Here is a 25,794-nt window from a genome sequence, read left to right on the forward strand (position 1 = left end):
GAAACATGGTTCAACTCAACCTCCCGCGCGGCTCCAAGCCGACCACCGGCAAGGTCCACAAGGCTCCGGCTGGCACCAAGAACGTCAAGTCGTACAAGGTCTATCGCTATGATCCGGAAACCGACGCCGATCCGCGTTGGGACGTCTATGAAGTGTCGTCGGACGACCACGGCCCGATGCTGCTGGACGCCCTGATCCACATCAAGAACACGATCGACCCAACCCTGTCGTTCCGCCGTTCGTGCCGTGAAGGCATCTGCGGTTCGTGCTCGATGAACATCGACGGCTCGAACACCCTCGCCTGCACCAAGGGCTGGGACGAGTGCAAGTCGCACAACATCACCATTGCTCCGCTGCCGCACCAGCCGGTCGTGAAGGATCTGGTGACTGACCTGTCGCTGTTCTACGCCCAGTACGACTCGATCCAGCCCTACCTGCAGTCGGACATTCCGGATCCGGAAAAAGAACGTCTGCAAACGCCGGAAGAGCGCGAAAAGCTCGACGGCCTGTACGAGTGCATCCTGTGCGCCTGCTGCTCGACCTCGTGCCCGAGCTACTGGTGGAACCAGGAAGAGTACCTCGGCCCGGCAGCCCTGCTGGGTGCCTACCGCTGGATCTCGGACAGCCGTGACGACGCGACCCAGAAGCGCCTCGACGATCTGGAAGACCCGTTCAAGCTGTACCGTTGCCACACCATCATGAACTGTGCGCAGGTCTGCCCGAAGGGTCTGAACCCGGCCAAGGCGATCGCCGAAACCAAGAAGCTGATGGTTTCGCCGTCGCGTAAGAAGGAGAAGGCGTCCGCGTAAGCGGGCGTCTCGCCCTCCCCTTTGGCGAAGATCAAATACATCGAGTTCGACGGCCGCGAGCATGAGATCGAGGTCAAGAACGGTCTGTCGGTGATGGAAGGCGCGGTGCGCAACAACATCCCCGGCATCGATGCCGACTGCGGCGGGGCCTGCGCTTGCGCCACCTGCCACGTCTATGTCGATGAGGACTTTCTGGATGTGACGGGCCGTCCGTCGGCGATGGAGGAGTCCATGCTCGACTTTGCCGAGAACGTACAGCCCAACAGCCGCCTGTCCTGCCAGATCAGGGTTTCCGATGATCTGGACGGCCTGATTGTCCGGCTGCCGGAAAACCAGCACTAAGATGATTGATCCCCGATTGCGCCAAGCGGTCGGGGATTTTCTTTTGTCGCGCCTGAACCCCGACCGGACGGCGCTGATCGGTCTGGCGGGGTCCCAAGGCTCGGGCAAGTCGACCCTGTCGCGCGTGCTGGCTGACGAGCTGGGCGGCGTGACCCTGTCTCTGGACGATGTCTATCTGACCAAGGCCGAGCGGCAGGCGCAGGCGCGCGGCCTGCACCCCTTGCTTGTCACGCGCGGCCCGCCTCTGACGCACGATCTGAGACTGCTGACGCGCACGTTGGAGGCGCTGTCACAGGCGACTGAAGACGATGTCACGCCCCTGCCCGCCTTCGACAAGCTGGCCGATGATCGCAGACCGCGCGAAGACTGGCCACTCTATCAGGGCCGCCCGCCTTTCATCCTATTGGAGGGATGGTGCATGGGGGTGCAGCCACAGCCGGATGAAGCGCTGGCGACACCGGTGAACGCACTGGAGGTCACACATGACCCCCACGGTCACTGGCGTGGCGCGATCAACGAGGCGCTGACGGCGGACTATGCCGATCTTTACGCGCGTCTGGACGGCTTGGTATTTTTGCAAGCCCCGTCGTTCGAGCGGGTGCTGGACTGGCGCTGTCAGCAGGAAGCGGAACTGTTGGGCGTCTCGACCCTTAAACCAGAGCGTCGTCGCGAAATCGGTGACTTCATCGCCTATTTTGAACGACTGACCCGCTGGATGTTGAACGGCGGGATCGCGGCAGATGTTGTCGTCTCGCTGGACGATCAGCGGCGACCACTTGCCATATCCGGCGGGAGGTCTATCTCCGGTCGATAGCCAAGGCGTTTGTAGTGTTTGGGTTGTTTGGTCGGTCCGCCCAAGGGGCGTCAAAGTTGGAGACGGTGAATGGCCGCGGGACCCTGTGCAACAACGGGGTCGAGTTTCCGTGCGTTATTCGCAAAGCTTCCGCCCAGACCCTGATCGTGACACTGGATCGCGGACGCAGTCTTTCGGGGGCCACCATCGTTGTGGATCATAAACGCGGCTTGGCGTTCGATGCCACGATAGGGTCTTCCAAGGGGCAGGAACTGACCCTGGATGTCAGCCGCAGCCATGATCTGCGTGGTCTGGTGCCCGCGCGGCTGTCGCGCGCGCGGGACCTCTGGAAGCGTTCTTAAAGGCCTTCCGGCATGGTGCCGGAGTTGATGGCGATACGGCCGATCAGGCCTTTGACAATCAGGTCCAGCGCCGAGCCTTCGGTGTAGTCGGCCGCCGCCACAAAGTTCACGCGGTCTTCCGAAATCAGCGAATAGACCTTCTTCTGGTCCTTCTCGTTCGAACGCGGATCGTAGACGGCGATGGAGAAGCCGCCCTTGGTATGCATCATCTTCATGGTCGGCACGTCGGTGTCACCGTCGCCAAGGAAGATCATGCGGTCGAACGGGATCGGACGGTCATCGTCGGGGATGAAGTGGTTCACCCGCTCGTGCTCCCAGTGGTTCTTCACGCCCTTGTTGATGCGGAACAGATACTGGGTCTTGGTGGTGTAGTTCACGCCTACAGCGGGCCACGCCGCCTCGCCCTTGTCGTCATAGACATAATGGCTGGCGAACACGTGGTTCAGCGCCGGACGGATAGGCGTGCCGTCGATCATCTCTTCCAGACCGGCAGAGATGATGTAGTGCTCGATCTCGAGATTGTATTTGGCCCCGAAGGCATTGATGCGGTCGAACCACGACAGGTCCCGCAGGCCTTCAAACAGGGCGACGTCCTTGCCGTGATCGCTGAGCATCTCCTTGGTGATAGAGATGCCCTTGGCGCGGGCGTGCTGCAGCATCAGCTGCATGTACATCAGGATGCCGTCCGCATCGGCACCCTTGGTCAGGGCCTCGGCCTCGGCCCAGAAGGCCCCGATGTCCATCCCCACGGACGGGATGAAACTGACCTCCTGCATGTTTCCGCGGGCCAGAGTGCCGTCGAAATCATAGATGAGGGCCGTTTTGAGGGGTTTGTTAGCTGCCATGGGGGCGAATAGTCCTGAACGTCTTGGACCCGACCCTTAGCACGGGATTAGGTCAAAATCAGTTCAGGCGGCGCAGCATCAGAGCGGGCCTCTGTCGGCAGATGCAGGATGAAGGTCGCCCCGCTTCCGGGTGAGGACTCCACTTCGGCCCAGCCGCCGTGAAGTTCCACCAGCGCCTTGACCAGTGCCAGCGCCACGCCCGGTCCACCGCGTTCGCGACGCACGAAGCGGTCGAACACATGAGCCTGCAAATGATAGGGAATGCCACGGCCCGTGTCGGACACGCGGATGCGAACCTCGGCCTCGCCGCGCTCGACCTTCAGCTCGACATCCCCGCCTTCGGAGACAGCACGGGTGGCATTTTCCAGAAGATGTTCAACGGCTTGGGTGATGCGCTTTTCGTCGGCACGCACCGGCAGCAGATCGTCGGGGATATCGATACTCAGGGTCGCGCCGCGCCCTTCGACCTTGACCCGCAGGCCTTCGGCAACATCCGTCAGTGCGTCTTGCAGACGTACATCGCCCAGCACCAACTCCATCTCGCCGGCATCGATCTGGGCCATGTCCAACACGTCGTCGATGCTGCGCGCCAGATGGCTGGCGGCCACGCGGATGGCCCCCGCATGCTGCCGGCTCCGCTCGGGCAGATCGCCCATGGCTTCCAGCAGTTCGGAATAGCCGACGATGGTCGTAAGCGGGGTGCGCAGCTCATAGGACACGCTGCCGACGAACTCGCGCTTCAGGGCCTGGCTCTCGGCCAGAGCGGCCTCCTTTTCGGCCAGCGCCTGTTCCAAGGCGCGACGGGCGGTCTCGTCCGAGAAGGCCACCAGTGTCGCGCCATCGGGCAGCGGGCGGGTGCGCCAGACGACGACGCGGCCATCCTGCATCCGGCCCTCGCCGGTGATCGGCACACGGCTTTCGGGGTCTGGATCGGCCACGCGCGCCTTAAGGCCCATCCACACTGCCTGTTCCGGCAGCAGCGGGCGGCACAGATTGGCGATAGCGTCGAAATCGGCCTGATGCAGCGCCTCGTGCGAAAGGTTCCAGAACCGCTCGAACGCCTCGTTGCACAGACGCAGGCGGCTGTCGGAGCCGAACACAGCCACCGCGTCCGACAGCTTGTCCAGCGTCGCCATCTGCACCTGAATTTGTGCGTTATAGCGGCTACGCAGGTTCAGCTCGTCGGTGATGTCGGAGAAGATCAGCAGGATGCCGCCCAGCGGGTGCGGCTGACGCACCACGCGCAAGGTGCGGCCATCGGGCAGTCGCCAGGTGTCGTCAGGTGCCGCCTTGGAGGCGCCGTAGAACTCCAGCTCGTTCGATTTCCAACCCGCATAGTCCACCACTTCGGGCAGCAGGCGGCGCTGACGCAGACGGTCCAGCAGTTCGCCATGGGTCGGACGCTCGTCCAGCCACGCCGCATCGATATTGAACAGCTGCTGAAAGGCGGTGTTGTGGAAGGCCAGACGCTTGGCCGGACCAAAGATGGCCACGGCGTCGGCAAGGTGGTTCAGCGTCTCATCATGGGCCTCGACGTGACGACGCAGGGTGTCGCGCGTCTCTTCGGCCTCGGTCATGTCCAGCGCAAAGGCGATGACCGCCCCGCGTCCGCCTACCAATGGCTCGGCAAGGATTTTCCAGGCGCGGCGGCGACCGTCCGATGAAATCCAGCGGAAGCCTTCCTGATGGGCATTCAGACGCAGGGCCTCTGACACCAGCGCGTCGGCCCCCCGATCAAAGGTCACGCCCTGCTCGCGAGCCTGCTCAAGGCTCTCGGCGCGGGTTTCATGAAGCCATGCGGCATTGGCCCAGACCAGCTTGCCCGCGCCATCCACCACCCACGTGGGCGACGGGAACTGGTCGGCCAGCAGGCCGGGGCTGGCCTCTACACCCAGACCCGCAGCCATGCGCGACAGGCGCACCCATGCGCCGCCGCCCAGTGCGCGTCCTTCGACGGCCCATGCCCCCTCGCCCGTCTCCATTAGGGTCTCGAACCCCTCGCCCTCTTGCAGCAGGGCGGTCATTCGGGCGGGATGAATGGTTTGCAGCCGCTCGATCAGGCCTTGGGCCGCTGCATTGGCTTCCTTGGCCGAGGCCGCACCAGCAAGGCCCTCATGGTCGGTCAGCTGGAACAGGGCGTCTTGGGGCCCATAGACGGCCTGCACGCGGCCATCGGGGCTGAGGGCCAGTCGCAGATCGTCGAAAGCATTCAGTGCGCCGGCACAGGCGGCGGACTGGATCTGGGCCTGGCTGGCGGTGGCTTCCACCTCGGCCTCCCGGCGACGCAGGCCACGGTGCAGACGCGCAGCCCAGGCGCTGACAGCCAGCGCCAGACCCGCCGCACCGGCAGTGGCGACATAGGCAATGTCTGCGGCGATATCGGCCTCGGCCATGCACGCTCCGGCGGCGAAGAAGGTTGATTCGCGTTTACCATAACCCGAGCAGGGCTTTTCGGCGACGCTTGATGCCGCATTGCGCCACGGGGCGGTCCACGCAATATCAGACCCATGGAAAATGCGTGGAATGACCAGTGCGCCCCGTCTCTGGACGACTTTGCCCGACTGGCCCAGCAGGCCTTTGAAGAACTGCCGGACCTGTTCCGCCAGATCAGCGCCGATGTGGTGATCCGCGTCGATGATTTCGCCGATGAAGACACGCTGCGCGATCTGGAGATTGAAGACCCGTTCGAGCTGACCGGCCTCTATGTCGGGGCCCATGTGGGCGAGCGCGACGGACTGGGTCCGGCACCGGAGCCGTCACGCGTCTTTCTCTATCGCCGCCCCATTCTGGATGAGTGGTGCGAGCGCGCGGATGTGGGCCTGTACGAGATCATCTCCCATGTGCTGATCCACGAACTGGGCCATCACATGGGGCTGGACGACGACCAGATCCACGCCATCGAAGACGCGGCGGACTAGGACCGTGAGCGATCCCCTGCCCTTTCTGGATATTGCTGACGCCACGGTCCAGCGCGGACAGAGGCAATTGGTAGACGGGCTGAACCTGTCGGTGCGGGCGGGCCAGCATGTGGCCATTCTCGGCCCCAATGGCTCGGGCAAGTCTACGCTGGTTAATCTGGTGATGCAGCAGATCAGGCCCCTGTTTGGGGGTCGTGTAGCTCTGTGGGGGCGAGAGCATTGGGACTTGTTCGAGCTGCGCCGCCAGCTGGGCTATGTCTCGCCCGCCCTTCAGGGTGATCTGGCCGGTGAAGAGCCGCTGGAGGTGATGGAGGCGGTTGTCTCGGCCTTTTTTGCGGCGCGCGGGCTGTGGCACCAGCAGGTCACGGACGCCATGCGGACCCAAGCGCATGAGGCGTTAGCGCGGTCGTCTGCCGACCATCTGATCGGGCGGACCATGGACACCCTGTCCACCGGCGAGGCGCGCAGGGTGCTGATCGCGCGGGCCTTGGTGCATCGACCTAAGGCCCTGCTGCTGGACGAAGCCTGTGCCGGACTGGACCCCGCCGCGCGGCGCGCCTTTTTACAGGATTTGCGTCAGGTGATCGGGCCGGATGTGACCCTGATCGTTGTCACCCACCACATCGATGAAATCCTGCCGGAGATCGATCGTGTGGTGTTGATGAAGGCGGGTTGCCTGCTCGCGGACGGGCCCAAGAGCCAGATGCTGACAGACGCGCGTCTGTCAGATCTTTTCGGCATTGCCGCGCGGGTCGAAACCCGCGACGGCTGGTATGCGGCGATCTATGGCTGATCAGTCGCGCTGAAGGCAGGCGATGAAGAAGCCATCAAGGCTGCCCTTATCGGCCCATTGACCCGGCATGACGCGCAGCCAGCCTTCCTTGGTCAGGGCCTCAGAAGGGGCACCTACGGCGTCGGTATCCACCGAAACCGTCTTGAAGGCGCTGTTGCGGCGCAGGAATGCCAGCATCTGGGTCTCGCCCTCCTCGCGTTCCAGCGAGCAGACGCAATAGACCAGACGGCCACCAGACTTCACCTTGGTGGCAGCTACGTCCAGCAGGCGGTGCTGTACATCGGCCAGTTTGGCGATGTCGGCCGGACGTACGGCGCGCAGGGCTTCGGGGTTACGGCGATAGGTGCCGGTGGCCGAGCACGGCGCATCCAGCAGTACGGCGTCGAACTGGCGATCGTCTTCCCAGTCTTCCGCCGGAATGGCGACCACCTCGGCCTCCAGCTTCATGCGCTGGAAGTTCTGGCGCAGGCGCTTCAGACGGCTTTCCGAACGGTCCAGAGCCACAACCTCGGCACCGGCATCGGCCAGTTGCAGGGTCTTGCCACCGGGGGCGGCGCACAGATCAAGGGCGGTCTCGCCGGCCTTGACGTTCAAAAGACGGGCGGGAATGGCGGCGGCGGCGTCCTGCACCCACCAGTCACCGTCGTCAAAGCCTGGCCATTGGGCCACATCGCCGCGACGCTCGGTCCGCAGCGTGCCGCCCGGCAGCACGGTGGCGTCTAGTGCCTCGGCGATGGCGGAGGCATCAGCCTTGACCTTGACCGAAATGTCAGTGGCGGGTTCGAAACGGGTGGCCTCGGCCAGACCTTTGAACGCCTCGTCGCCATAGGTGGCCTGCCAGCGGGCGGCCAGCCATTCGGGCAGGTTGGCTTCGGGCTTGGTCACGCCGAAGCCGTCGCGGTCGATGCCGCGCAGTACGGCATTGATCAGATTCTTGTACGGGCGGGTCTTATTGTCCCGCTCGGCCAGTTTCACGGCTGTCGACACAGCGGCGAATGCGGGCGTCTCCAGAACCAGCATCTGCGCCACAGCAATGCGCAAAATGGTCAGGGTCGGCAGACCCGGCATGGTCTTCAGACGCTTGCCGAGAATCTGATCGATCTCGCCCAGACGGCGCAGGGCCCCCATGGCGCAGGCGCGGGCAAAGGCGCGGTCGGCAGGCGACAGGTCTTTGGCCGGGCTCTTGGCCAGTTCATCATCCAGACCGGTACGCTTTTCCAGTGCCGCATTCAGCAGCAAACCGGCCACCAGACGAGCCTGAACGCCCACCTCCGGGAAACGGTCCTCGCCTTGCGGGCGCGGAGCCTTGTTGCCGCCCGAGCTTGGGCGGTTGTTCGTCCGGTTGGCCAGCTTGCCGCGCTTCATCGGGCGAACGTGGCCGTCCTTGTTACGGACGGTCTTTTCAGGCGGGCGGCTCACACGGACACCTGCGTGCCAAGCTCGACCACGCGACCGGGTGGAATGCGGAAGAAGTCGGTCGGGTTGGCGGCGTTACGCATCAGGAAGATGAAAAGCTTGTCCTGCCACAGGGGCATGCCCTGCTGGGCGGTTGGAATAACGGAGCGTCGGCCCAGGAAGAAGCTGGTCGACATGATGTCGAACTTCAGACCCTGACGGCGGCACTGGGCCAGCGCCTTGGGCACGTTCGGTGTCTCCATATAACCGAACGTCAGCGTAACGCGCTTGAAATCGTCAGAGATGTCTTCAATGGCAATGCGACTTTCCTCTCTCACACGTGGTTTGTGCGAGGTGTGGACCGTCATGATGATGTTCTTCTCGTGCAGCACCTTGTTGTGCTTGAGGTTGTGCATCATCGCCACCGGCGCGACCGTGGGGTCCGACGTCAGGAAGATGGCCGTACCCTGCGCGCGGTGCGGCGGGCGCGCTGTCAGCATTTCAATCAAATCGGACAGGGGCAGGCTGTCGCGACGGGTCTTCTCGCCCAGAATCTGCGTGCCGCGCACCCAGGTCCACATGATCACCACGATCAGCGCCCCCAGCAGCAGTGGCATCCACGCACCGTCAGGCAGCTTCAGCAGGTTGGAGCTGAGGAAGATCAGGTCCACGAAGCCCATGGGGATCAGCACAGCCAGCACACCCCACAGCGGCCACTTCCATTTGTGGCGGGCCACGGTGAAGGCCATCAGGGTGTTGACGAACATGACGCCCGTCACGGCCACACCATAGGCGGCGGTCAGGTTGTGGGTGTTCTGGAAGGTGACCAGCAGGAACAGTACGCCCACCATCAGCAGGCCGTTGACAGCCGGCACATAGATCTGGCCAGCCTGGGTTTCCGAGGTGTTGCGGATGTCGAGACGCGGCAGAAGTCCCAGCTGCACCGCCTGCTGGGTGACCGAGAAGGCACCGGTGATCACGGCCTGAGAGGCGATGACGGTCGCCGCTGTCGCCAGCAGCAGCAGCGGCCAGTAGATCAACTGCGGCACCATGTTCCAGAACGGATTGTCGATGGCTGTAGGATGGGCCAGCAAAAAGGCACCCTGCCCCAGATAGTTCAGCGTCAGACACGGCAGGACGATAAACAGCCAGCCCTTGCGGATGGGCGACTTACCGAAGTGACCCATATCGGCGTACAGCGCTTCGGCACCGGTAACGGCCAGAAAGACACTGCCCAGAATGACAAAGCCCAGTACGGGATTGGCAGCGAGCAGCATCAGCGCATAGTGCGGCGACAGGGCGGTGATGATCGAGAGATCGTCAAAGATATGGAAGATGCCCAGCACGCCCAGCGACAGAAACCACACCAGGGTGATCGGGCCAAAAAACTTGGCCAGACCGGCGGTGCCATGGGACTGCACCATAAAGACGCCGATCAGGATGACGGCAGCAATCGGCACGATAAAGGGATTGATGGCGCTGCCGACGCCCGGCGCGCCCTGAATACCCTCGATGGCAGACAGCACGGAAATGGCGGGGGTGATCACACCGTCCGCGTAGAACAGCGCGGCACCGCACACACCCAGAATAAACAGCAGGGCGCTGCGACGGCCCAGGGCGTTTTGCGCCAGCGCCATCAGCGACAGGGCCCCGCCTTCGCCACGGTTATCGGCGCGCATCAGGAACAGGACGTATTTGAACGTCACCACCACCATCAGCGCCCAGAACGCCAACGATACGACGCCCATAACGGCCAGACGCGGGTCACCCAGTGCCTGTGCGTGGCGGGTCGCCTCGCGCAAGGCATAGATGGGGCTGGTGCCGATATCCCCGAACACCACGCCGATAGCCCCGATCAGCAGGGCGCGCTGGGCAGCCTTGCTTTGCGGGTGTTCAGGCGAAAGGGGGTCGTGACTGTTCGTGTTTGCGGCGGCCGACTGGTCGTCGCGCGGGTGTTCCCCGACCATGCAAATCCTCCGGGCTGCGCAAGGGGCGCGCCCATCAAGAGCGGCGGGCCTTTAGACCCTTTCCGAGAGCGATTCAATCGCGACGTGGTTCCTGAAGGGGGGCAGAGGCCAGAATGCGACGATCAACCTTCGATTGTAACATCACCAGAATGGCGTCGCCGTTATCGGTGGCCTCGCGCACATCGACAGGCAAAGCATAGAGGGCCGGACGACCCGTCCAATCACCTAAGCGTTTGACGTTCCTCACAACATTGATGTGGCTGACGGCGCGGCCACGGTTGTCTCCGGACCTGACCTGAACCGTACGCAGGCCCGGTGTATAGCGAACAGCGACCACTTCGGCACCGCCCTGGGGCATTTGGCCACTGCCGACGCCGACACGATCTCCGGTTTCGCGAAACTCGATGTGAGGGGGATGATCGGTCTGGCGGCCCACTTCCACGACCTGATCTAGGGCAATGACCGAGGCCGCACTCATGGCTTGCTTGCCCTGAATAATAATCTGGGGCGTGATTAGATTTCGCTGCCCCTGAGCCTGAAGATAGGCCCGTTGGCGCGCCACAAAGTCCGGTTGGGCAAAGGTGTCTTCCCAGCCAAGATAGTCCCAATAATTAACGCCATAGGTGAGTACGATGACCTGAGGGTCGTCGGCCAGTCGGACAATTTGCTGGTTGGCATCGGGGCAGGCGGCGCACCCTTGGGCGGTGAACAATTCCACCACGACAGGTCGGCTTTCGCGCGCATGTGCAGAGGCCGCCAACGCAGGCAGAACCAAGCCTAAAGCACAGACCAGAACAGGCAGGGCAGACCGGAGTTTCAAGGGGGCGAGCCTTTTGTTGACCGGTAGATTTTATCGATATGTCAGGGGCGCGGGGGTCATAAAAACGTGAGGGCGGCAAACTTTCGTCTGCCGCCCCCGTCATTTGATCAAACCGTGTTTCAGCCGCGCGGGCCTTTAGTCCATCAGCTGTTGGGCCAGATAGACATAGTGGCGGGCCCAGCGGCGGGCGTTGGCGACCGGATCGGCGTCGTTGGAGTGACCGCCCACAGTGTCCTCATAATAGAGGTGGTCGTGGCCCATATCGCCCAGACGCGCCGCGAATTTGCGGGCGTGGCCGGGGTGGACGCGGTCATCCAGCGTGTTGGTGGTGATGTAGACGCGCGGGTATTTCACATCCGGACGCAGCAGCTGATAGGCCGAGTATTTGGAGATGAACTCGGCATCGCCCGGAATGCGCGGATCGCCATATTCGCCGATCCAGGATGCACCGGCAGGCAGTTCCTGATAGCGCATCATGTCGATCAGCGGGCTTTCAATAACGGCCGCGTTGAACAGCTCCGGATTCTGGGTGATCGACACCGAGGTCAGCACCCCGCCGTTCGAACGGCCATAGATGCCCAGATGGCGCGACGAGGTGATGCCGCGTGCAATCAGGTCACGGCCCACGGCGGCAAAGTCGTCAAAGGCGCGCTGGCGGTTTTCGCGCAGGGCCGCCTGGTGCCAGCCGGGTCCGAACTCGCCACCGCCACGGATGTTGGCCTGAACGAAGACGCCGCCATTCTCCAGCCACAGCTTGCCCATTTCCGGCTTGTAGGCGGGCGGGAAGCTGGCCTGGAAACCGCCATAGCCGAACATGATGGTCGGCGCGGTGCCGTCCATGGCCAGATCGCGCGGGCGGGTGATGAAATAGGGAATCTTGGTCCCGTCGGTGGAGGTGGCCTCGTACTGCTCGACCACATGGGTCGAGGCGTCGAACTTGGGTGCCGCCGACTTCATCGTGGTCAAGGTGCCGGTGTTGAAGTCAGCGAGGCTGAGCGTCGGCGGGGTGAGAAAACCTTGCGTCGAGACGAAGACACGGCCCGATGAACGCGAGGCCGAACCAAGGCTGACCGCCGAGTTGGCCGGCACGTCCATTGCGGACGACGTCCAGCCGTCAGCACCAGCGTTAAAGCGGGTCAGCTTGCCCACCACATTGTCGGCGATCACGGCCAGAATGCCGTCTTTCATCACCTGCACGTTTTGCAGCGACTGACGCGCGTTAGGCGAGAAGACCAGAGCAGCCTGTTTCGGATAGGCAATGCGGGGGCGCTGCACGTTCAGCAGGTTCAGCGGCACCGAAAGCAGGTCGCCGCCCTTGTAGGCGTGGCCGTCGAAGGTCCAGTCTTCGTCCAGCGAGAAGACCAGTTTGCCATCCAGCATGCCCTGAATGCCAACGCGCTCGGGCAGTTGCAGCTGCCACGGCTTGCCATCGGCACCCAGTGCCCAGATTTGCGAGCGGAAGGTGTCGAGTGGACGGCTAAACAGCACAGCCTCGACGGCACCCTCGGCATCGCGCAGCACGATCGGCGAGACGCCATAGCCGCCATCGGCCTGTTCACCACGATAGACTTCGGTGGCCTGAGACAGGCTCTGTCCGCGCTTCAGGGATTTGACGATGAACGGATAGCCGCTTTCGGTCAGCGAGCCGGTACCGAAATCGGTCGCCACCAGCAGGGTGTCCGCGTCCAGCCACGTGATGCGGTGCTTGCCTTCGGGAATGACAAAGCCACCTTCGACGAAGGATTTGGTGGCTATGTCGAACTCGCGCATCGTCACCGCATCCTTGCCGCCGTCGGACAGGGAGATCAGGCAACGGTTTTCAGCCGGCGGTAGGCACGATGCGCCCTTAAAGACCCAGTCGCGACCCTCGGCCTTGGCCAGAGCGTCGATGTCCAGCAGGGTCTCCCAGACCGGTGCGTCCGTGGCAAAGCTCTGGACCGAGGTCCGGCGCCACAGGCCTTTCGGATTGGTGCGGTCCTGCCAGAAGTTCGACAGCTGGTCGCCGAGGAAGCGCGGCACCGCGATCCGGTCGGTCGAGGTCAGGATGGCCTCGGCCTGCTGGCGGAACGGCTCATAGCGGGCATCGGTGGTCAGGGCCGCCAGCGCCTTCTCGTTCGACTGGGCCACAAAGGCCATGGCCTCGGTGCCCTGAACCTGTTCCAGCGCCAGATGGTCATCGGCAGCTGCCACACCTGCGGGCGACAGGTCGCGCGGGAAATGCGGCGGCAGGGACGAGGCGCTGACGCCCGCCTGATCTGCGGCTGTCGAACCTGTATCCGTGGTGGCACAGGCCCCCAGCATCAGCACCGGCAAGGCTGCCGTCAGCAAAAGCGAACGCATCATTGGTTTTCCCCCGAGGTGTCGCGCATCAGGCGACGCGTAAGATAGGTGTATTCCAGCGCTACACGGCGGGCCGTCTCGCGCAGATTGGCACCGGCGGCGTGACCGCCGTCAGTGTTTTCGTAGAACAGGACATCATGGCCCAGCTCTTCCAGACGGGCCGCCGCCTTGCGGGCATGGCCCGGGTGGACGCGGTCGTCCTTGGTCGAGGTATGGATGAAGACCTGCGGATAGGGCGCATCGGCCGACAGGCGCTGATAGGGTGAATATTCGGCAATCCATGTGCGTTGTTCCGGAATGTCCGGATCGCCGTATTCACCTTTCCAGGAGTCACCGGCCAGCAGCTTGTGGAAGCGCAGCATGTCAAACAGGGGCACCTGAATGACCGCGGCGTTGATCAGGTCCGGACGTTGGGTCAGCATGGCCCCCATGAACAGGCCGCCTTGCGAGCCACCCATAATGCCCAGATGGGGCTGGCTGGTAATGCCGCGACGGATCAGGTCCTCGGCCACGGCTTGAAAATCCTCGTGTGCGCGCTGACGGTTCTGTTGCAGCGCGGCCTGATGCCAGCGCGGGCCGAACTCGCCACCGCCACGCGTGTTGGCAATCACATAAACGCCGCCGCGCTCCAGCCACAGCTTGCCAGTGGTGCCGGAATAGCCGGGCAGCAGCGACGACTGGAAACCGCCATAGCCGTAAAGCAGGGTCGGGTTCGAGCCATCCATCGGCGCGTTTTCGCGGCGGACCACGAAATAGGGGACGCGGGTGCCGTCTTTGCTGACAGCCTCGTTCTGTTCGACGATCAGGCCGGTGGTGTCGAACTTTTCGGGCAGGGACTTGGCCACGGTGGCCGTTCCGGTGGCAGCATCGGCGAAATAGAGGCTCGACGGGGTCAGATAGCCGCTGACATTGACGAACATCTGGTCGTTTTCGCTCGAGGTCGAGCCAAGGCCGACGGTAACGTTTTCCGGCAGGTCCAGACGGTTACGCGACCAGTTGGCCGGATCGTAGACATAGATAGAACCGCGAACGTTCTCGTAAAGCGCGACCACCAGACGGTTGCGGGTGGCGGTAATGCCTTCGACGGCCTCGCGCTCGCCCGGGTTGAGGATCAGTTCGGCCTGAACCGACTTGTCAGCCATCCATGCCTCGAAATCATAGGCAAAGATGTCGCCGGTCTTGAAGGTCTGGCCCGACGGAGCCGTCCAGTCCTCATCGGTGGAGATGACCAGCTTGCCCGCCACCAAGGCATTGATACCGCCCTTCCTGGGCAGCGGCAGGGCTTCGACCGAGCCATCGGCCTTCAGCAGGTATTTGTCGCTGCTGTAGAAATCGACCGCGCGCTGGATCAGGGTCGCCTTCAGCACGCCGTCGGCATCGCGCAGATTATAGCCGTTGACCGCCATATCGGTAACGTCACCGGCGTAGACTTCTCGGGCCTGATCCAGTGTCTGGCCACGCTTCAGGATACGCACCGAGCGGGCATAGCCGGAGTTGGTGACCGTCGATGGGTCATAGGCGTAGGAGATCAACAGGGTGTCGCGGTCGATCCATGTCACGCCCGATTTCGATTCAGGCAGGTTGAAGCCGCCCTCGACGAACTGGCGGGTCTGTTTGTCGAACTCGCGGACGGTGGTGGCATCCTTGCCGCCATCCGACAGGGAAATCAGGCAATAGCGGTCCTCGGGCGGCAGGCAGGTCGCGCCCTTATAGACCCAGTTTGCCCCCTCGGACGCCGACAGGGCGTCGATGTCGAGGATGGTCTCCCACTGGGGATTGTCCGTGCCGTAGGACTGCAAGGTGGTGCGGCGCCAGATGCCGCGCACATGGTCTGCGTCCTGCCAGAAGTTTTCGACAAAGCCGCCGCGCTTGATCGACCCATAGGGGATACGGTCGCGCGATTGCAGGATTTCCAGCGCCTGCTGATGCAGGCCGTCATAAACGGGATCGGCCTGTAATGTGCCCAGCGAATGGGCGTTCTTTTCCGCCACCCAGGCATCCACGCGCGGGCTTTCGATCTCTTCCAGCCACAGATAGGGGTCGGTGGCGTCCGTGGTGGCAAAGGCGGCGGGAGCGTTAGAAGCTGTTTGTGACATGGCAACCGGAGCAATCCCGCAGGCCATGGCCAAGGCCGCTGCGGCAACAAGAGTACGGGTGGAGGCGGGGCGTTTCATCGTCGTCCTTCAGGAAGGGGGCCTTGCGGGCGATTATTTTTGTGGCCGCACTTTGTCGCGAAGGTGAACCCATCACAAGGTGACACATCGCACCTTGGCCGCAAAATCCGTGGCTTAGCCGTTCAATGGCCTTCGTCGGGAATGTTCAACAGTTCGCCGCACGCCTTGCAATGGACCGCATCCGGATCGTGTTTCTGCAGGCCGCAGGTGGGGCAAGGGAAACGCACCTTATTGGGCCGGATCAGGGTCTGGGCGAGGCGCAGGAACAGGGTGATGCCCACCAGCATAATGACAATGGAAATGACGCGGCCCCAATTGCCAGGCAGGGTGATGTCACCAAAACCGGTGGTGGTCAGGGTGGTGACGGTGAAATACAGCGCGTCCAGATAGCCATAGATGCCCTCGGTGCGCCCGAAATAGGCATACACAAAGCCGGTGGTCACAAAGATAAAGGTAATCAGCGCCGCGGCTGCCCGTGTGACCTCCTCAACGCGGGTGTCATCGAACCTGTGCCCGACCGTGCGCCAGAACAGCTCGCTGTTCAGCAGGCTCCAGAACCGCAAAAGTCGCAGGAAGCCGAAATTGGCCAGCCACGCCGGAAACAGCAGGGTGGCCAACACGAACAGATCCACCCAGACAATCGGACGTTTCAACCAGTCCTTGATCGAGTGATAGGCATAGGCCCGCGCCGCCAAATCCAGACCCAGGATCAGAGCCACCAGATAGTCGACGGCATAGAAGACCCATCCGGCCTCTTTCAAAATCGGCGCAGCGATAAAGAAGGCGATAATGGCCAGATCAATCACGATGACCATCAGGCGGAATTTCACCGCAGTCGGCTGGGTGCCGTGATACAGATAGCGCAGGCGCGCCCGCAGACGCAGGCCTTCGGTCTTGGGCGTTTGGGGGACAGGTTCACCGCTGGTGGTCATTTCATCAGCGATACATGAGTTATGGGGAATTCCCAGAGATGATCGGCATGACCGACACCAGAATGGGCCAGTGGGACTATGTCCGCATGAACGGTGCAGGCAATGCCTTCATCGTGGTGGATGCTTTTGACCAGCCGTTTCGCCCGTCCGAGGATGAAGTGCGCCGCTTGGCGTCACCCGAAGCGGGGTTGGGGGGCTTTGATCAGCTGATCTCGGTCGAGCGCTCGCAGGACGCGGACGGCTTTATGCGGGTGTGGAATGCCGACGGCTCCATGGTTGAGACCTGCGGCAACGCACTGCGCTGTGTCGGCTGGCTGATGCTGGAAGAGTTCGAAAAGCCCGAGGTTTCGGTGGATACGCTGGGTGGTCTGACCCGCGCCAGCCGCGCGGGCGACCTGCGGGTGCGGGTCGACATGGGTCAGCCACGTCTGGAGTGGCAACAGATCCCGCTGGCCGAGGAAATGGACACACGCGGCATCGAGCTGCAGGTCGGGCCGATCGATAATCCGGTGGTGCATACGCCCGGAGCCGTGTCCATGGGCAATCCGCACGTGGTGTTTTTCACCGACCGTCAGGACGATGCCTTTGTGCGCGGGACCGGCTCGCTGATCGAGCACCACCCGCTGTTTCCCGAGGGGGTCAATGTCGGCTTTGCCCATGTGCTGGACCGCAACACCATTCGCCTGCGGGTGTGGGAGCGCGGGGCAGGCCTGACGCTGGCCTGTGGCACCGGTGCCTGCGGAGCCATGGTGGCTGCCAGCCGCCGCGGCCTGATTGATCGCGCGGCGCGCATGATTTTGGACGGCGGGGAGCTGTTCATCGAGTGGGACGAAGCTTCCAACCGCGTTTTTATGACCGGACCTGTCGAAATTGAGGGGACAGGACAGCTTCATTCCGTGTTGTAATGGAGTTTGACCGCCTCGCTTGTTGTTCCTGCGGGATCGGCGCTCTAGGAACAACGCGCTGCAGACGCCCTTGGTTGAGATTTAGATGCCTGATTTGACTGATAAACAGACTTTCACCGACGAAGACGCCCTGGATTTCCACCGCGTCCCGACGCCGGGCAAGATTTCCATGGCTCCAACCAAGCCCATGGCGACGCAACGCGATCTGTCGCTGGCTTATTCGCCGGGTGTGGCTGTTCCGGTCCGTGCCATCGCCGAAGATCCCGACAAAGCCTATGACTATACTTCCAAGGGCAATCTGGTCGCCGTGATCTCGAACGGCACCGCCATTCTGGGTCTGGGCAACCTCGGTCACATGGCTTCGAAGCCGGTGATGGAAGGCAAGTCGGTCCTGTTCAAACGCTTTGCCGACGTCGACAGCTTCGACGTGGAAGTGAAGACGACCGATCCGGACGAGTTTGTCACCGTCGTCAAAAACATCGGCGACACATGGGGCGGCATCAACCTTGAGGACATCAAGTCTCCGGAATGTTTCGAGATCGAGGCTCAGCTGCAGGACCTGCTCGACATTCCCGTCTTCCACGATGACCAGCACGGCACGGCCATTATCGCTACGGCCGGTCTGATCAACGCGGCCCACATTGCGGGCAAGAAGCTGGAAGACCTGAAGGTTGTTCTGTCGGGAGCGGGCGCTGCAGGCCTGTCGACCATCGCCCTGATGAAGGCCGCAGGGGTCAAGGCCGAGAACACTGTCATCTGTGACCGCGATGGCGTGGTCTACAAAGGCCGCCCGGGCGGTATGGACCAGTGGAAGGCTGCCCACGCGACCGACACCCCGCACCGTACTCTGGCCGAAGCCATGGTCGGGGCCGATGTGGTGATCGGTCTGTCGGCCAAGGGGGCCATCAGCAAGGAGATGGTCGCGTCCATGGGGCCGCGCCCGATCATCTTCGCCATGGCCAACCCCGATCCGGAAATCACGCCGGAAGAGGTCAAGGAAGTCCGCAACGACGCCATCATCGCCACCGGCCGCTCTGACTACCCGAACCAGGTCAACAACGTTCTGGCCTTCCCGTATCTGTTCCGTGGTTCGCTGGACGTTCGCGCCCGCCGTATCAACCACGAGATGAAGGTCGCTTGCGCCGAGGCTCTGGCCGCTCTGGCGCGGGAAGACGTGCCGGACGAAGTGGCCGCCGCCTACCGTGGCCGCAAGCTGAAATTCGGTGCCGAATATATCATTCCGTCGCCGTTCGACCCGCGTCTGGTCTGGTACATCCCGCCGTTTGTGGCGCAGGCCGCCATGGATTCCGGCGTGGCCCGTACCCCGATCGAGGACATGGATGCCTACCGCATCGCCCTGCGCCAGCGCGTCGATCCGTCGGCGGCCCTGATGCAGAAGATCTCCTCGGCGGTGCGCATGGGTCCGACCAAGCGCGTCGTCTTTGCCGAGGGTGAAGAGACATCGGTCATCCGCGCCGCATGGGCCTTCAAACAGGCCGAACTGGGCGAACCCATTCTGGTCGGCCGCGAAGAACTGATCCGCCAGAACGCAGCCGAAGCCGGCTTCAACTTCGACGAACTGGGCATCCGCGTGATGAACGCCCGCGTGTCGGAGCGTAACGCTGAATACGTCGACTGGCTGTACAATCGCCTGCAACGTCGTGGCTATCTGCGCCGTGACGTGCAGCGCATGATCAATCAGGACCGCAACTATTTCGGTGCTGCTATGGTGGCCCGTGGCGAGGCGGACTGCATGGTCACCGGCGTGACCCGTAACTTCAACATGGCCCTGAAAGAGGTCCGCCGCGTTCTGGACGTGACGGACCGCATGATCGGCCTGTCGATCCTGCTGGCCAAGGGTCGCACCCTGTTTGTGGCCGATACCTCGATCCACGAACTGCCGAACGCCGAGGAACTGGCCGAAATCGCCATCAAGGCCGCCGCCACGGTGCGGAGCCTGGGCCGCACGCCGCGGGTGGCCTTCCTGTCGTACTCCACCTTTGGTGACCCGCCCGGTGACCGTGGCGAAAAGGTGCGCGAGGCGATCCGCATCCTCGACGGCATGGATGTCGATTTCGAATATGAAGGCGAAATGCCGCCGGAACTGGCGCTCAACCCCGATGCCCGCGCCAACTATCCGTTCATGCGCCTGACGGGGGATGCCAATGTGCTGGTGATGCCGGCCATTCATTCAGCCGCGATCTCGACCCGTCTGGTCCAGTCTCTGGGCGGGGCGACGGTGGTTGGCCCGCTGCTAGTCGGTCTGGAGAAGTCGGTGCAGATCGTGCGTCTGGGCGCCTCGGTCAGCGAAATCATCAATGCGGCGACGTTTGCTGCCTATGGCGCTGACGACAAGGCCTGATCTGTCAAAGAGTTGGCTGGATAAAAAGAGGGCGGACCGGGTTACCCGGGCCGCCCTTTTTCTTGGCGCTCTTGTGCGGCCTACTGCGCCTGTTGGGCCTGCAACCGGATTTGGCGCTTGGCCACGTAGAAGGCCAGCACGATGGCGAAGATGCCGATCAGGGTGGAGTAGAAGAAGAAGGTCATATAGCCCGCGCCCAGACCTGCGACGGAGACGCCGCTCTTGGCGGCCCCTTCGACCAGAGAGCCTTCGGGCAGATTGTTGAAAAAGCCCTTGAGCGGGGCGGTAAATCCGCCGCTGTCGGCGACGCGCGCCGAGGTTTCGACGATCTTGCCTGACTGGGATGCGACCAGCTTGCCGGGCAGGGCATAAAGCGAGCTGAACAGCGCATATTGGGTGGCGGTAAAGCCCACCGAAGTCAGGCTGGACATATAGGCGATCAGGGCCGTGCCCGCGATGCCGGTAGCGACGTTGTCGGCGCAGATGGCAATGAAAAGGGCTGTGATGTCATGGCCCTGGGTTGCCAGCCAGGCGAACAGCAGGTTGGAGACGGGGCTCATAAAAGCCCCGATCACCATGGCGCGGATCAGGCCCAAACGCGCCACCAACACGCCGCCGAGAAAGACGCCGATCGAGATAGCGACCACGCCGAAAATCTTACGCACCTCGCCGATTTCCAGCAGGCTGAACCCCAGATCCAGATAGAAGGGGTTCATGATGTTCAGCACAAAGTCCGACAGGCGATAAAGGCAGATCAGCGCGAGAATCGGACCAGCCAGCTTGCCGAAGCGGACAAAGAAATCCTTCACCGGTGCACCGAACGAGGCGGCCAGATAGGCCCCGGGTCGCGTACGATAGCCGGGGATGGGCGAGCAGGCAGCAAACAGCAGGCCAAAGCCACAGATGATCCACACGAACTGGATCAGCACACCCAGTCCGCCGCCGGTTTCCATGCCGGCATTCAGACCGTTGATCAGGCCTTGGGGCAGGGCCCAGCCCGTCGCCCATTCGAACGCGGCCAACTTGTCGGTCAGGCCCGTGCCGATCAGGATGGCGGCGAGGAAAATCAGCGCCAGACGCACAATCCATTCAATCTTTTCCGCGATTGGATGGGACGGAATGTCGGAGACCGGAATGGGCCGCACCACATGGGCCTTCTCGCGCGGGGCCAGCAGGACGCCCGCGACGCCAATGCCCATCAGGGCGGCCATCACCGCATAGGACAGGTTCCAGCTGTAGAATTCGGCCAGTGCCAGAGGCACGAAACCGGCAATAATCTGTGCGACGCGATAGCCCAGTTGATAGGCGGCGGCCATGGCCCCTTGGCGACTGTCATCTACGGCCTCGATCCGCCAGGCATCGATAGCGATATCCTGAGTGGCCCCGAAGAAGCCGACCATCACGGCGAAGGCGGCGACCATTCCAAGATTGTCTTGCGGGTTGGAGCCGGAAATCATCCAAAGGCCCGCGATAATCACGCCTTGGGTGGCCAGCATCCAAGACCGGCGATGGCCCAACCATTTGGACAGCAAGGGAATATTGGTCCGGTCCAGCAGCGGTGCCCAGACAAATTTCAACGCATAGACCAGTGTCGCCAGTGCGAAGAAGCCGATCATTTCCAGCGAAATGCCCGAACTGCGCAGCCATGCCGAAAGGGTGTCGTAGATCAGCAGGAACGGCAGGCCCGACGAGAAGCCGAGCAGCAGCATGGTGAAGGGGCGACGTTCGAAATAGACCGCAAGTCCCGCGAACCGTTTGGCCTTGGCCGGAGCGGCGTTCGCGTGGGCGGTATCTTCAGGCTGGCTCATTCTCACTCCGACAAGGGGCCGGAGCGTCACCGGCCTTTAGTCTCGCGTTTGCGTGGTGACCTTGGCGCGGTTGGTGCTGTTCGTCCAGCGGGCCAGTGCGGTTCTGAGGCTGTCGACCTCCAACGGCTTGGTCAGATGGTCATCCATTCCTGCCTCAAGGCAGGCGGCGCGGTCTTCGGAATAGGCATTGGCGGTCAGGGCAATGATGGGCGTGATGTACCCTTGGGCGCGCAAGGTGCGCGTGGCCGAAACGCCGTCCAGACGTGGCATGCGCATGTCCATAAAGATGATGTCGAACAGGTGCGAGCGCGCCGCATCCAGTGCTTCCTGCCCGTCGGCGGCGGTTTGCACCATACAGCCCTCGCGGCGCAGCAGCGTCTTGGCCAAAAGCTGGCCGACCGGATTGTCCTCGACCAGAAGCACCCGAACGCCCTTGAAACTGCCCTCGGCCAGACGGTCGTCTTCAATATGGCGGATGATGGGGGCGGTGTTGTCGGGGCGCGGGCTGGCAACCAGAACCCGCTCGACCAGAGATTCACGGCGCAAGGGTTTGATCAGGTACCCGTGAAAGCCATCGCGCTTATAGGCCGAGATCAGATCGCGCTCGGACGGGCGCAGAAGGATGATGGACTGGCCCTCCTGCGGGCGCATCACGCGCTGTCCTTCATCGGCCAAGGCATGATCGATCAGGGTGACCTTGGCGTCGGGGCTGAGGGCACCGCCGCTGGCTTCCAACTGGGCACGGACCGCGGCTTCGGTGAAGCGGCAGGGGGTCAGCACATTGACCGGTTGCGCGTTCAGGGTACGCAAACGCTCCGGCGTTTCGGCACGGGTAAAGCTGGCGGTGAAACGGAAACGGGCCCCTTGGGCCTTGGGGCGATCCTCGACGCAGACCTTTCCGCCCATGGCGACGGCCAGACGGCGCACCACGGCCAGACCCAGTCCTGCCCCGTCATGGCGCACGGCGTCGGAATAGTCGGCATGGCCGAACTCGTCGAAAATCCGCTGGCGGGCCTCTTTGGGGACGCCCGGGCCGCTATCGTCGACGATAAAGTCCAGCTTGGGCTTTTCATCGGACCCGCCGACACGCACCACCTGAATGTGGACGCCACCTTCGTCAGTGAATTTGACTGCATTGCCCGCCAGATTGAACAGAATCTGGCGCAGGCGCCCCTCGTCGGCCATTACAAAGGGCACGTCCGCCGCGACAGACCATGCAATCTCCAGCCCGCGATCATGGGCGCGGGGGCTGAGCAATTCGGCGACGCTGCGGGTCAGGGTTTCAAGGTCCACCGGAGTCAGATCGAACTCCAGCGCGCCTGCCTCCAAACGGGCATAGTCCAGCAGGTCATTGACCAGACCCAGCAGGTGTTCAGCCGATTTCTGTGCCGCCTCGGCATAGGCGCGCTGGGCCCCGTCCAGACGGGTGCGCGACAACAGGCCAAGCATGCCAATCACCCCGTTCAGAGGCGTGCGCATCTCATGGCTCATCAGACGCAGAAACTGCTGCTCCGGCGCAGCGCTGTCGGGCTTGGCCACGGCAGGCGCTCTTGCAGACGGTTTAGACTTGGCACGAACAGGCTGATCCATGGTGTCAGTCTGACTGTCAAATCTTAAGGTCTAGCGAACTTCGTTAGGCATGAAAGGCAGATTTCGCATGCTGGCGGTCAAAGCTGTCAGCGGCACCCAAGGTGGCGCGGCGGTACATCAAAGCCTCGGCGACGTGGCGGTGCAGGACGGCATCACCGCCCTCCAGATCGGCGATGGTACGGGCCAGTCGCACGGTGCGGGTCCAGCCGCGCGCGGTCAGGCCGCCAGCTTCGCCCGCCTTGATCAGCAGGTCCTTGCCGCCTTGATCGGGCGTCGCGAACTGCTCCAGCGCTTCGCCTGCCAAGCGGGCATTCAGACTGTCGGCAGGCGACAGACCCAGCTGCGCCCCGCGTCGGCTTTGGCGCTCGCGGGCAATCCTCACGCGGGCGGCGGCCTCGGCGGTGCCTTCGGCGGGGGGTGGCAAGGACATGTCGGCAGCCGTGACCTGCGGCGTTTCGACGGTCAGGTCAATGCGGTCAAACAGAGGGCCTGAAATGCGGTTTTGGTAGTCGCGTTGACAACGCGGAGCCTTGCCACACGCCCCCTTGCCCGGACCTCCAAGCCCACAGCGGCACGGGTTCATCGCCGCCACCAGTTGAAACCGGGCTGGATAGCGCAGCNNGGCGCGCGCCACCATGATCTCTCCGGTCTCCAGAGGCTGGCGCAGGGAATCCAGCGCTTGAGGCGAGTATTCGGGTAGCTCATCGAGAAACAGCACACCGTTGTGGGCCAAGGAGGCCTCGCCCGGCTTGGCACGGTGCCCGCCGCCGGTCAGAGCGGCCATGGAGGCGGAATGGTGCGGGGCGCGAAACGGGCGCGCCCGTGTCAGGGCTCCGCGTTCGATGAGGCCCGCCACCGACCAGACCATGGAGGTTTCCAGCAGTTCTTCCGGCATCAACGGCGGCAACAGACCCGGTAGCCGCTGGGCCAGCATGGATTTTCCCGACCCCGGCTGACCGATAAACAGGATGTTGTGACCACCGGCCGCGGCAATCTCCAGGGCGCGCTTGGCCCCTTCTTGCCCTTTGACGTCACGCAAATCTGGCCCGAGCGCTTCTTCTCGCAAGGCTCCGGGCACGGGCGCAGACAGGGTTTGCTGGCCGCGAAAATGGTTGATCAGACCAATGAGTGAGCGCGGGGCCAAAATACGCGCCTCACCCGCCCATGCGGCTTCAGGCCCATTGGCTTCGGGGCAGATCAGGCCCAAACCCATAGCATTTGCGGCGACGGCGGCAGGCAGGGCTCCGCCCACGCGCGCGATCTGGCCGTCCAGCCCCAACTCGCCGATGGCGGCCCAACCATCCAGTGCGTCCTGACCGATCACGCCCATCGAGGCTAGCAGCGCCAAGGCGATAGGCAGGTCGAAATGGCTGCCTTCCTTGGGCAGGTCTGCCGGAGCCAGATTGGCGATGACCTTTTTGGGTGGCAGGGCCAGACCGATACCGGCAAAGGCCCCGCGCACGCGCTCGCGGCTTTCGGCGACGGCCTTGTCCGGCAGGCCGACAATAGCAAAAGCCCCTTGCGGCGTGGCGACCTGCTGGACTTCGACATCCACCCGTCTGGCTTCGACACCGTCGAACGCCACCGTCACCACCCGCGCGACCATCACCTGTTCCCCGCCCTGTTACGGGCGTGAACAAATCACGAACTTATAGGCTTTGCAATACCGATGTTATGCCGCGACGCGTTTGCGTTCGATCACGTCCCACATGGCGGCGGTGGCATCGATACCGGCAAAGTTCAGCAGCTGCTGGGCACCGGTAGGGGAGGTGACGTTGATCTCGGTCAGATAGTCACCGATCACATCGATGCCAACGAAGATCAGGCCGCGCTCTTTGAGATAGCCGCCGATCGTAGCGCAGATTTCCTTGTCGCGTTCGGTCAGTTCAACCGGAGCGGCCGTGCCGCCGACGCGCAGGTTCGAGCGCACCTGGTCCTTGGCCGGAATGCGGTTGATAGCCCCGACTGGCTCGCCATCCACCAGAAGGATGCGCTTATCACCGGCTGAGACAGCCGGAATGAATTTCTGGATGACCAGCGGATCGCGCGAGGCGCTGGCATGGATTTCGATCAGGGCTTCGAGGTTTGGATCATCGGCCTTGAGGCGAACCACGCCCGATCCAGCGGCCCCGTGCAGCGGCTTCAGCACCACATCGCCGTGGCGCTTGTGGAAGTCGACCAAAGCGACCGGATCCGACGAGATCAGGGTCGGCGGTTGCAGTTGCGGCCACAGGGTCGCCACCAGTTTCTCAGGCGCCGAGCGCACTTCCGCCGGATCATTCACCACCAGGGTCTTGGGATGGATGCGCTCCAACAGATAGGTGGCCGTCACATAGGCCATGTCGAACGGCGGGTCCTGACGCATCAGGATGACGTCGATGTCATTCTCGAGGTCGAGCTTTTGTTCGGGGCCGAAATCGGCGTGCCGACCCTGAACCTTTTGCACGGTGACCGGACGGGCGCGGCAGTACAGGCGGCCTTCGTCCAGCGACAGGGTGCGGAAGTCATAGACCCACAACTTGTGACCACGGACCTGCGCGGTCAGCGCCATGAGGAAGGTGGTGTCCGACTCGACGTTGACGTTCTCGAGCGGGTCCATCTGGATGGCGACCTTGAGCATACTCTTCCTCGGCTGGGCG

20 protein-coding genes are annotated in these 25,794 nt (G+C 63.0%); 8 read left to right on the top strand and 12 right to left on the bottom strand.

Annotation, left to right across the window (positions count from 1 at the left end; genetic code table 11):
• Nucleotides 1–5: 5 nt before the first annotated feature.
• From B3B04_RS03635 to B3B04_RS03650, 4 genes are read left to right on the top strand one after another with little or no spacing between them, the layout of a single operon-like run.
• Complete coding sequence (locus tag B3B04_RS03635) at nucleotides 6–809, top strand: succinate dehydrogenase iron-sulfur subunit (protein WP_292039963.1); 804 nt, start codon at nucleotides 6–8, stop codon at nucleotides 807–809.
• Between the two features lie 21 nt (nucleotides 810–830).
• Nucleotides 831–1,151, top strand: a complete 321-nt coding sequence (locus tag B3B04_RS03640) for a 2Fe-2S iron-sulfur cluster-binding protein (protein ID WP_292039965.1) — start codon at nucleotides 831–833, stop codon at nucleotides 1,149–1,151.
• Nucleotides 1,152–1,194: 43 nt separating this feature from the next.
• The gene (locus tag B3B04_RS03645) at nucleotides 1,195–1,965 is read left to right on the top strand and encodes a kinase (RefSeq protein WP_292039968.1); all 771 of its coding nucleotides are present in this window, start codon (nucleotides 1,195–1,197) and stop codon (nucleotides 1,963–1,965) included.
• A gap of 56 nt (nucleotides 1,966–2,021) precedes the next feature.
• Nucleotides 2,022–2,306: a PilZ domain-containing protein gene (locus tag B3B04_RS03650; protein WP_292039969.1), complete on the top strand. Its 285-nt coding sequence runs from the start codon at nucleotides 2,022–2,024 to the stop codon at nucleotides 2,304–2,306.
• On the opposite strand, the gene B3B04_RS03655 is transcribed toward B3B04_RS03650, so the two are convergent.
• Complete coding sequence (locus tag B3B04_RS03655) at nucleotides 2,303–3,151, bottom strand: haloacid dehalogenase-like hydrolase (protein WP_292039972.1); 849 nt, start codon at nucleotides 3,149–3,151, stop codon at nucleotides 2,303–2,305. The genes B3B04_RS03650 and B3B04_RS03655 overlap by 4 nt on opposite strands.
• A gap of 47 nt (nucleotides 3,152–3,198) precedes the next feature.
• Nucleotides 3,199–5,544, bottom strand: a complete 2,346-nt coding sequence (locus B3B04_RS03660; protein WP_292039974.1) for a sensor histidine kinase — start codon at nucleotides 5,542–5,544, stop codon at nucleotides 3,199–3,201.
• A gap of 114 nt (nucleotides 5,545–5,658) precedes the next feature.
• Here B3B04_RS03660 and B3B04_RS03665 point away from each other — a divergent pair, with 114 nt between their 5' ends.
• Both B3B04_RS03665 and B3B04_RS03670 read left to right on the top strand, forming a co-directional pair.
• Complete coding sequence (locus B3B04_RS03665; RefSeq protein ID WP_292039976.1) at nucleotides 5,659–6,069, top strand: metallopeptidase family protein; 411 nt, start codon at nucleotides 5,659–5,661, stop codon at nucleotides 6,067–6,069.
• A 4-nt stretch (nucleotides 6,070–6,073) separates the two neighbouring features.
• Nucleotides 6,074–6,862, top strand: coding sequence for an ABC transporter ATP-binding protein (locus B3B04_RS03670; RefSeq protein WP_292039978.1), 789 nt, complete (start codon nucleotides 6,074–6,076; stop codon nucleotides 6,860–6,862).
• On the opposite strand, the gene B3B04_RS03675 is transcribed toward B3B04_RS03670, so the two are convergent.
• The 6 genes from B3B04_RS03675 to B3B04_RS03700 all read right to left on the bottom strand — a co-directional run bounded on the left by B3B04_RS03675 (nucleotide 6,863) and on the right by B3B04_RS03700 (nucleotide 16,490).
• Entirely contained in the window at nucleotides 6,863–8,281 is a 1,419-nt protein-coding gene (locus tag B3B04_RS03675; protein ID WP_292039980.1) for an RsmB/NOP family class I SAM-dependent RNA methyltransferase, read from the bottom strand.
• Nucleotides 8,278–10,224, bottom strand: coding sequence for a potassium transporter Kup (locus B3B04_RS03680; protein WP_292039982.1), 1,947 nt, complete (start codon nucleotides 10,222–10,224; stop codon nucleotides 8,278–8,280). The genes B3B04_RS03675 and B3B04_RS03680 overlap by 4 nt, the downstream gene beginning before the upstream one ends.
• A 73-nt stretch (nucleotides 10,225–10,297) precedes the next feature.
• Nucleotides 10,298–11,044, bottom strand: a complete 747-nt coding sequence (locus tag B3B04_RS03685) for a DUF1223 domain-containing protein (protein ID WP_292039984.1) — start codon at nucleotides 11,042–11,044, stop codon at nucleotides 10,298–10,300.
• Nucleotides 11,045–11,179: 135 nt separating this feature from the next.
• A complete protein-coding gene (locus B3B04_RS03690) occupies nucleotides 11,180–13,387 on the bottom strand; it encodes a prolyl oligopeptidase family serine peptidase (protein ID WP_292039987.1) in 2,208 nt (735 codons plus the stop codon).
• The gene (locus tag B3B04_RS03695) at nucleotides 13,384–15,558 is read right to left on the bottom strand and encodes a prolyl oligopeptidase family serine peptidase (protein WP_292039989.1); all 2,175 of its coding nucleotides are present in this window, start codon (nucleotides 15,556–15,558) and stop codon (nucleotides 13,384–13,386) included. Before B3B04_RS03695 ends, B3B04_RS03690 begins: the two co-directional genes overlap by 4 nt.
• 122 nt (nucleotides 15,559–15,680) lie before the next feature.
• The gene (locus B3B04_RS03700) at nucleotides 15,681–16,490 is read right to left on the bottom strand and encodes a potassium channel family protein (protein ID WP_292039992.1); all 810 of its coding nucleotides are present in this window, start codon (nucleotides 16,488–16,490) and stop codon (nucleotides 15,681–15,683) included.
• Between the two features lie 47 nt (nucleotides 16,491–16,537).
• Between B3B04_RS03700 and dapF the strand changes: the two genes are divergently transcribed.
• Together dapF and B3B04_RS03710 are read left to right on the top strand one after the other, a co-directional pair.
• Nucleotides 16,538–17,395 (top strand): diaminopimelate epimerase, encoded by an 858-nt coding sequence (gene dapF / locus B3B04_RS03705; protein ID WP_409516057.1) that lies wholly within the window; start codon nucleotides 16,538–16,540, stop codon nucleotides 17,393–17,395.
• An 85-nt stretch (nucleotides 17,396–17,480) separates the two neighbouring features.
• The gene (locus B3B04_RS03710; RefSeq protein WP_292039994.1) at nucleotides 17,481–19,757 is read left to right on the top strand and encodes an NADP-dependent malic enzyme; all 2,277 of its coding nucleotides are present in this window, start codon (nucleotides 17,481–17,483) and stop codon (nucleotides 19,755–19,757) included.
• A gap of 80 nt (nucleotides 19,758–19,837) precedes the next feature.
• On the opposite strand, the gene B3B04_RS03715 is transcribed toward B3B04_RS03710, so the two are convergent.
• From B3B04_RS03715 to gshB, 4 genes are all read right to left on the bottom strand, one after another.
• On the bottom strand, nucleotides 19,838–21,565 hold the full coding sequence (locus B3B04_RS03715; protein WP_292039997.1) for an AmpG family muropeptide MFS transporter: 1,728 nt from the start codon (nucleotides 21,563–21,565) through the stop codon (nucleotides 19,838–19,840).
• Nucleotides 21,566–21,601: 36 nt separating this feature from the next.
• Nucleotides 21,602–23,155, bottom strand: coding sequence for a response regulator (locus B3B04_RS03720; RefSeq protein WP_292039998.1), 1,554 nt, complete (start codon nucleotides 23,153–23,155; stop codon nucleotides 21,602–21,604).
• Nucleotides 23,156–23,198: 43 nt separating this feature from the next.
• Nucleotides 23,199–24,761, bottom strand: a complete 1,563-nt coding sequence (locus B3B04_RS03725) for a YifB family Mg chelatase-like AAA ATPase (protein ID WP_292040001.1) — start codon at nucleotides 24,759–24,761, stop codon at nucleotides 23,199–23,201.
• A gap of 66 nt (nucleotides 24,762–24,827) precedes the next feature.
• The gene (gene gshB, locus B3B04_RS03730; protein ID WP_292040005.1) at nucleotides 24,828–25,775 is read right to left on the bottom strand and encodes a glutathione synthase; all 948 of its coding nucleotides are present in this window, start codon (nucleotides 25,773–25,775) and stop codon (nucleotides 24,828–24,830) included.
• Nucleotides 25,776–25,794 lie beyond the last annotated feature (19 nt).

Origin of the sequence: Brevundimonas sp. UBA5713 (assembly GCF_002419815.1) — a bacterium.
Taxonomy (GTDB): domain Bacteria; phylum Pseudomonadota; class Alphaproteobacteria; order Caulobacterales; family Caulobacteraceae; genus Brevundimonas.

Coding starts and splice junctions, on each gene's coding strand:
- B3B04_RS03665 (WP_292039976.1), top strand. CDS start 5,659: ATGGAAAATGCGTGGAATGACCAGTGCGCCCCGTCTCTGGACGACTTT.
- B3B04_RS03635 (WP_292039963.1), top strand. CDS start 6: ATGGTTCAACTCAACCTCCCGCGCGGCTCCAAGCCGACCACCGGCAAG.
- B3B04_RS03690 (WP_292039987.1), bottom strand. CDS start 13,387: ATGATGCGTTCGCTTTTGCTGACGGCAGCCTTGCCGGTGCTGATGCTG.
- B3B04_RS03695 (WP_292039989.1), bottom strand. CDS start 15,558: ATGAAACGCCCCGCCTCCACCCGTACTCTTGTTGCCGCAGCGGCCTTG.
- B3B04_RS03700 (WP_292039992.1), bottom strand. CDS start 16,490: ATGACCACCAGCGGTGAACCTGTCCCCCAAACGCCCAAGACCGAAGGC.
- B3B04_RS03660 (WP_292039974.1), bottom strand. CDS start 5,544: ATGGCCGAGGCCGATATCGCCGCAGACATTGCCTATGTCGCCACTGCC.
- B3B04_RS03710 (WP_292039994.1), top strand. CDS start 17,481: ATGCCTGATTTGACTGATAAACAGACTTTCACCGACGAAGACGCCCTG.
- B3B04_RS03715 (WP_292039997.1), bottom strand. CDS start 21,565: ATGAGCCAGCCTGAAGATACCGCCCACGCGAACGCCGCTCCGGCCAAG.
- gshB (WP_292040005.1), bottom strand. CDS start 25,775: ATGCTCAAGGTCGCCATCCAGATGGACCCGCTCGAGAACGTCAACGTC.
- dapF (WP_409516057.1), top strand. CDS start 16,538: ATGACCGACACCAGAATGGGCCAGTGGGACTATGTCCGCATGAACGGT.
- B3B04_RS03655 (WP_292039972.1), bottom strand. CDS start 3,151: ATGGCAGCTAACAAACCCCTCAAAACGGCCCTCATCTATGATTTCGAC.
- B3B04_RS03720 (WP_292039998.1), bottom strand. CDS start 23,155: ATGGATCAGCCTGTTCGTGCCAAGTCTAAACCGTCTGCAAGAGCGCCT.
- B3B04_RS03680 (WP_292039982.1), bottom strand. CDS start 10,224: ATGGTCGGGGAACACCCGCGCGACGACCAGTCGGCCGCCGCAAACACG.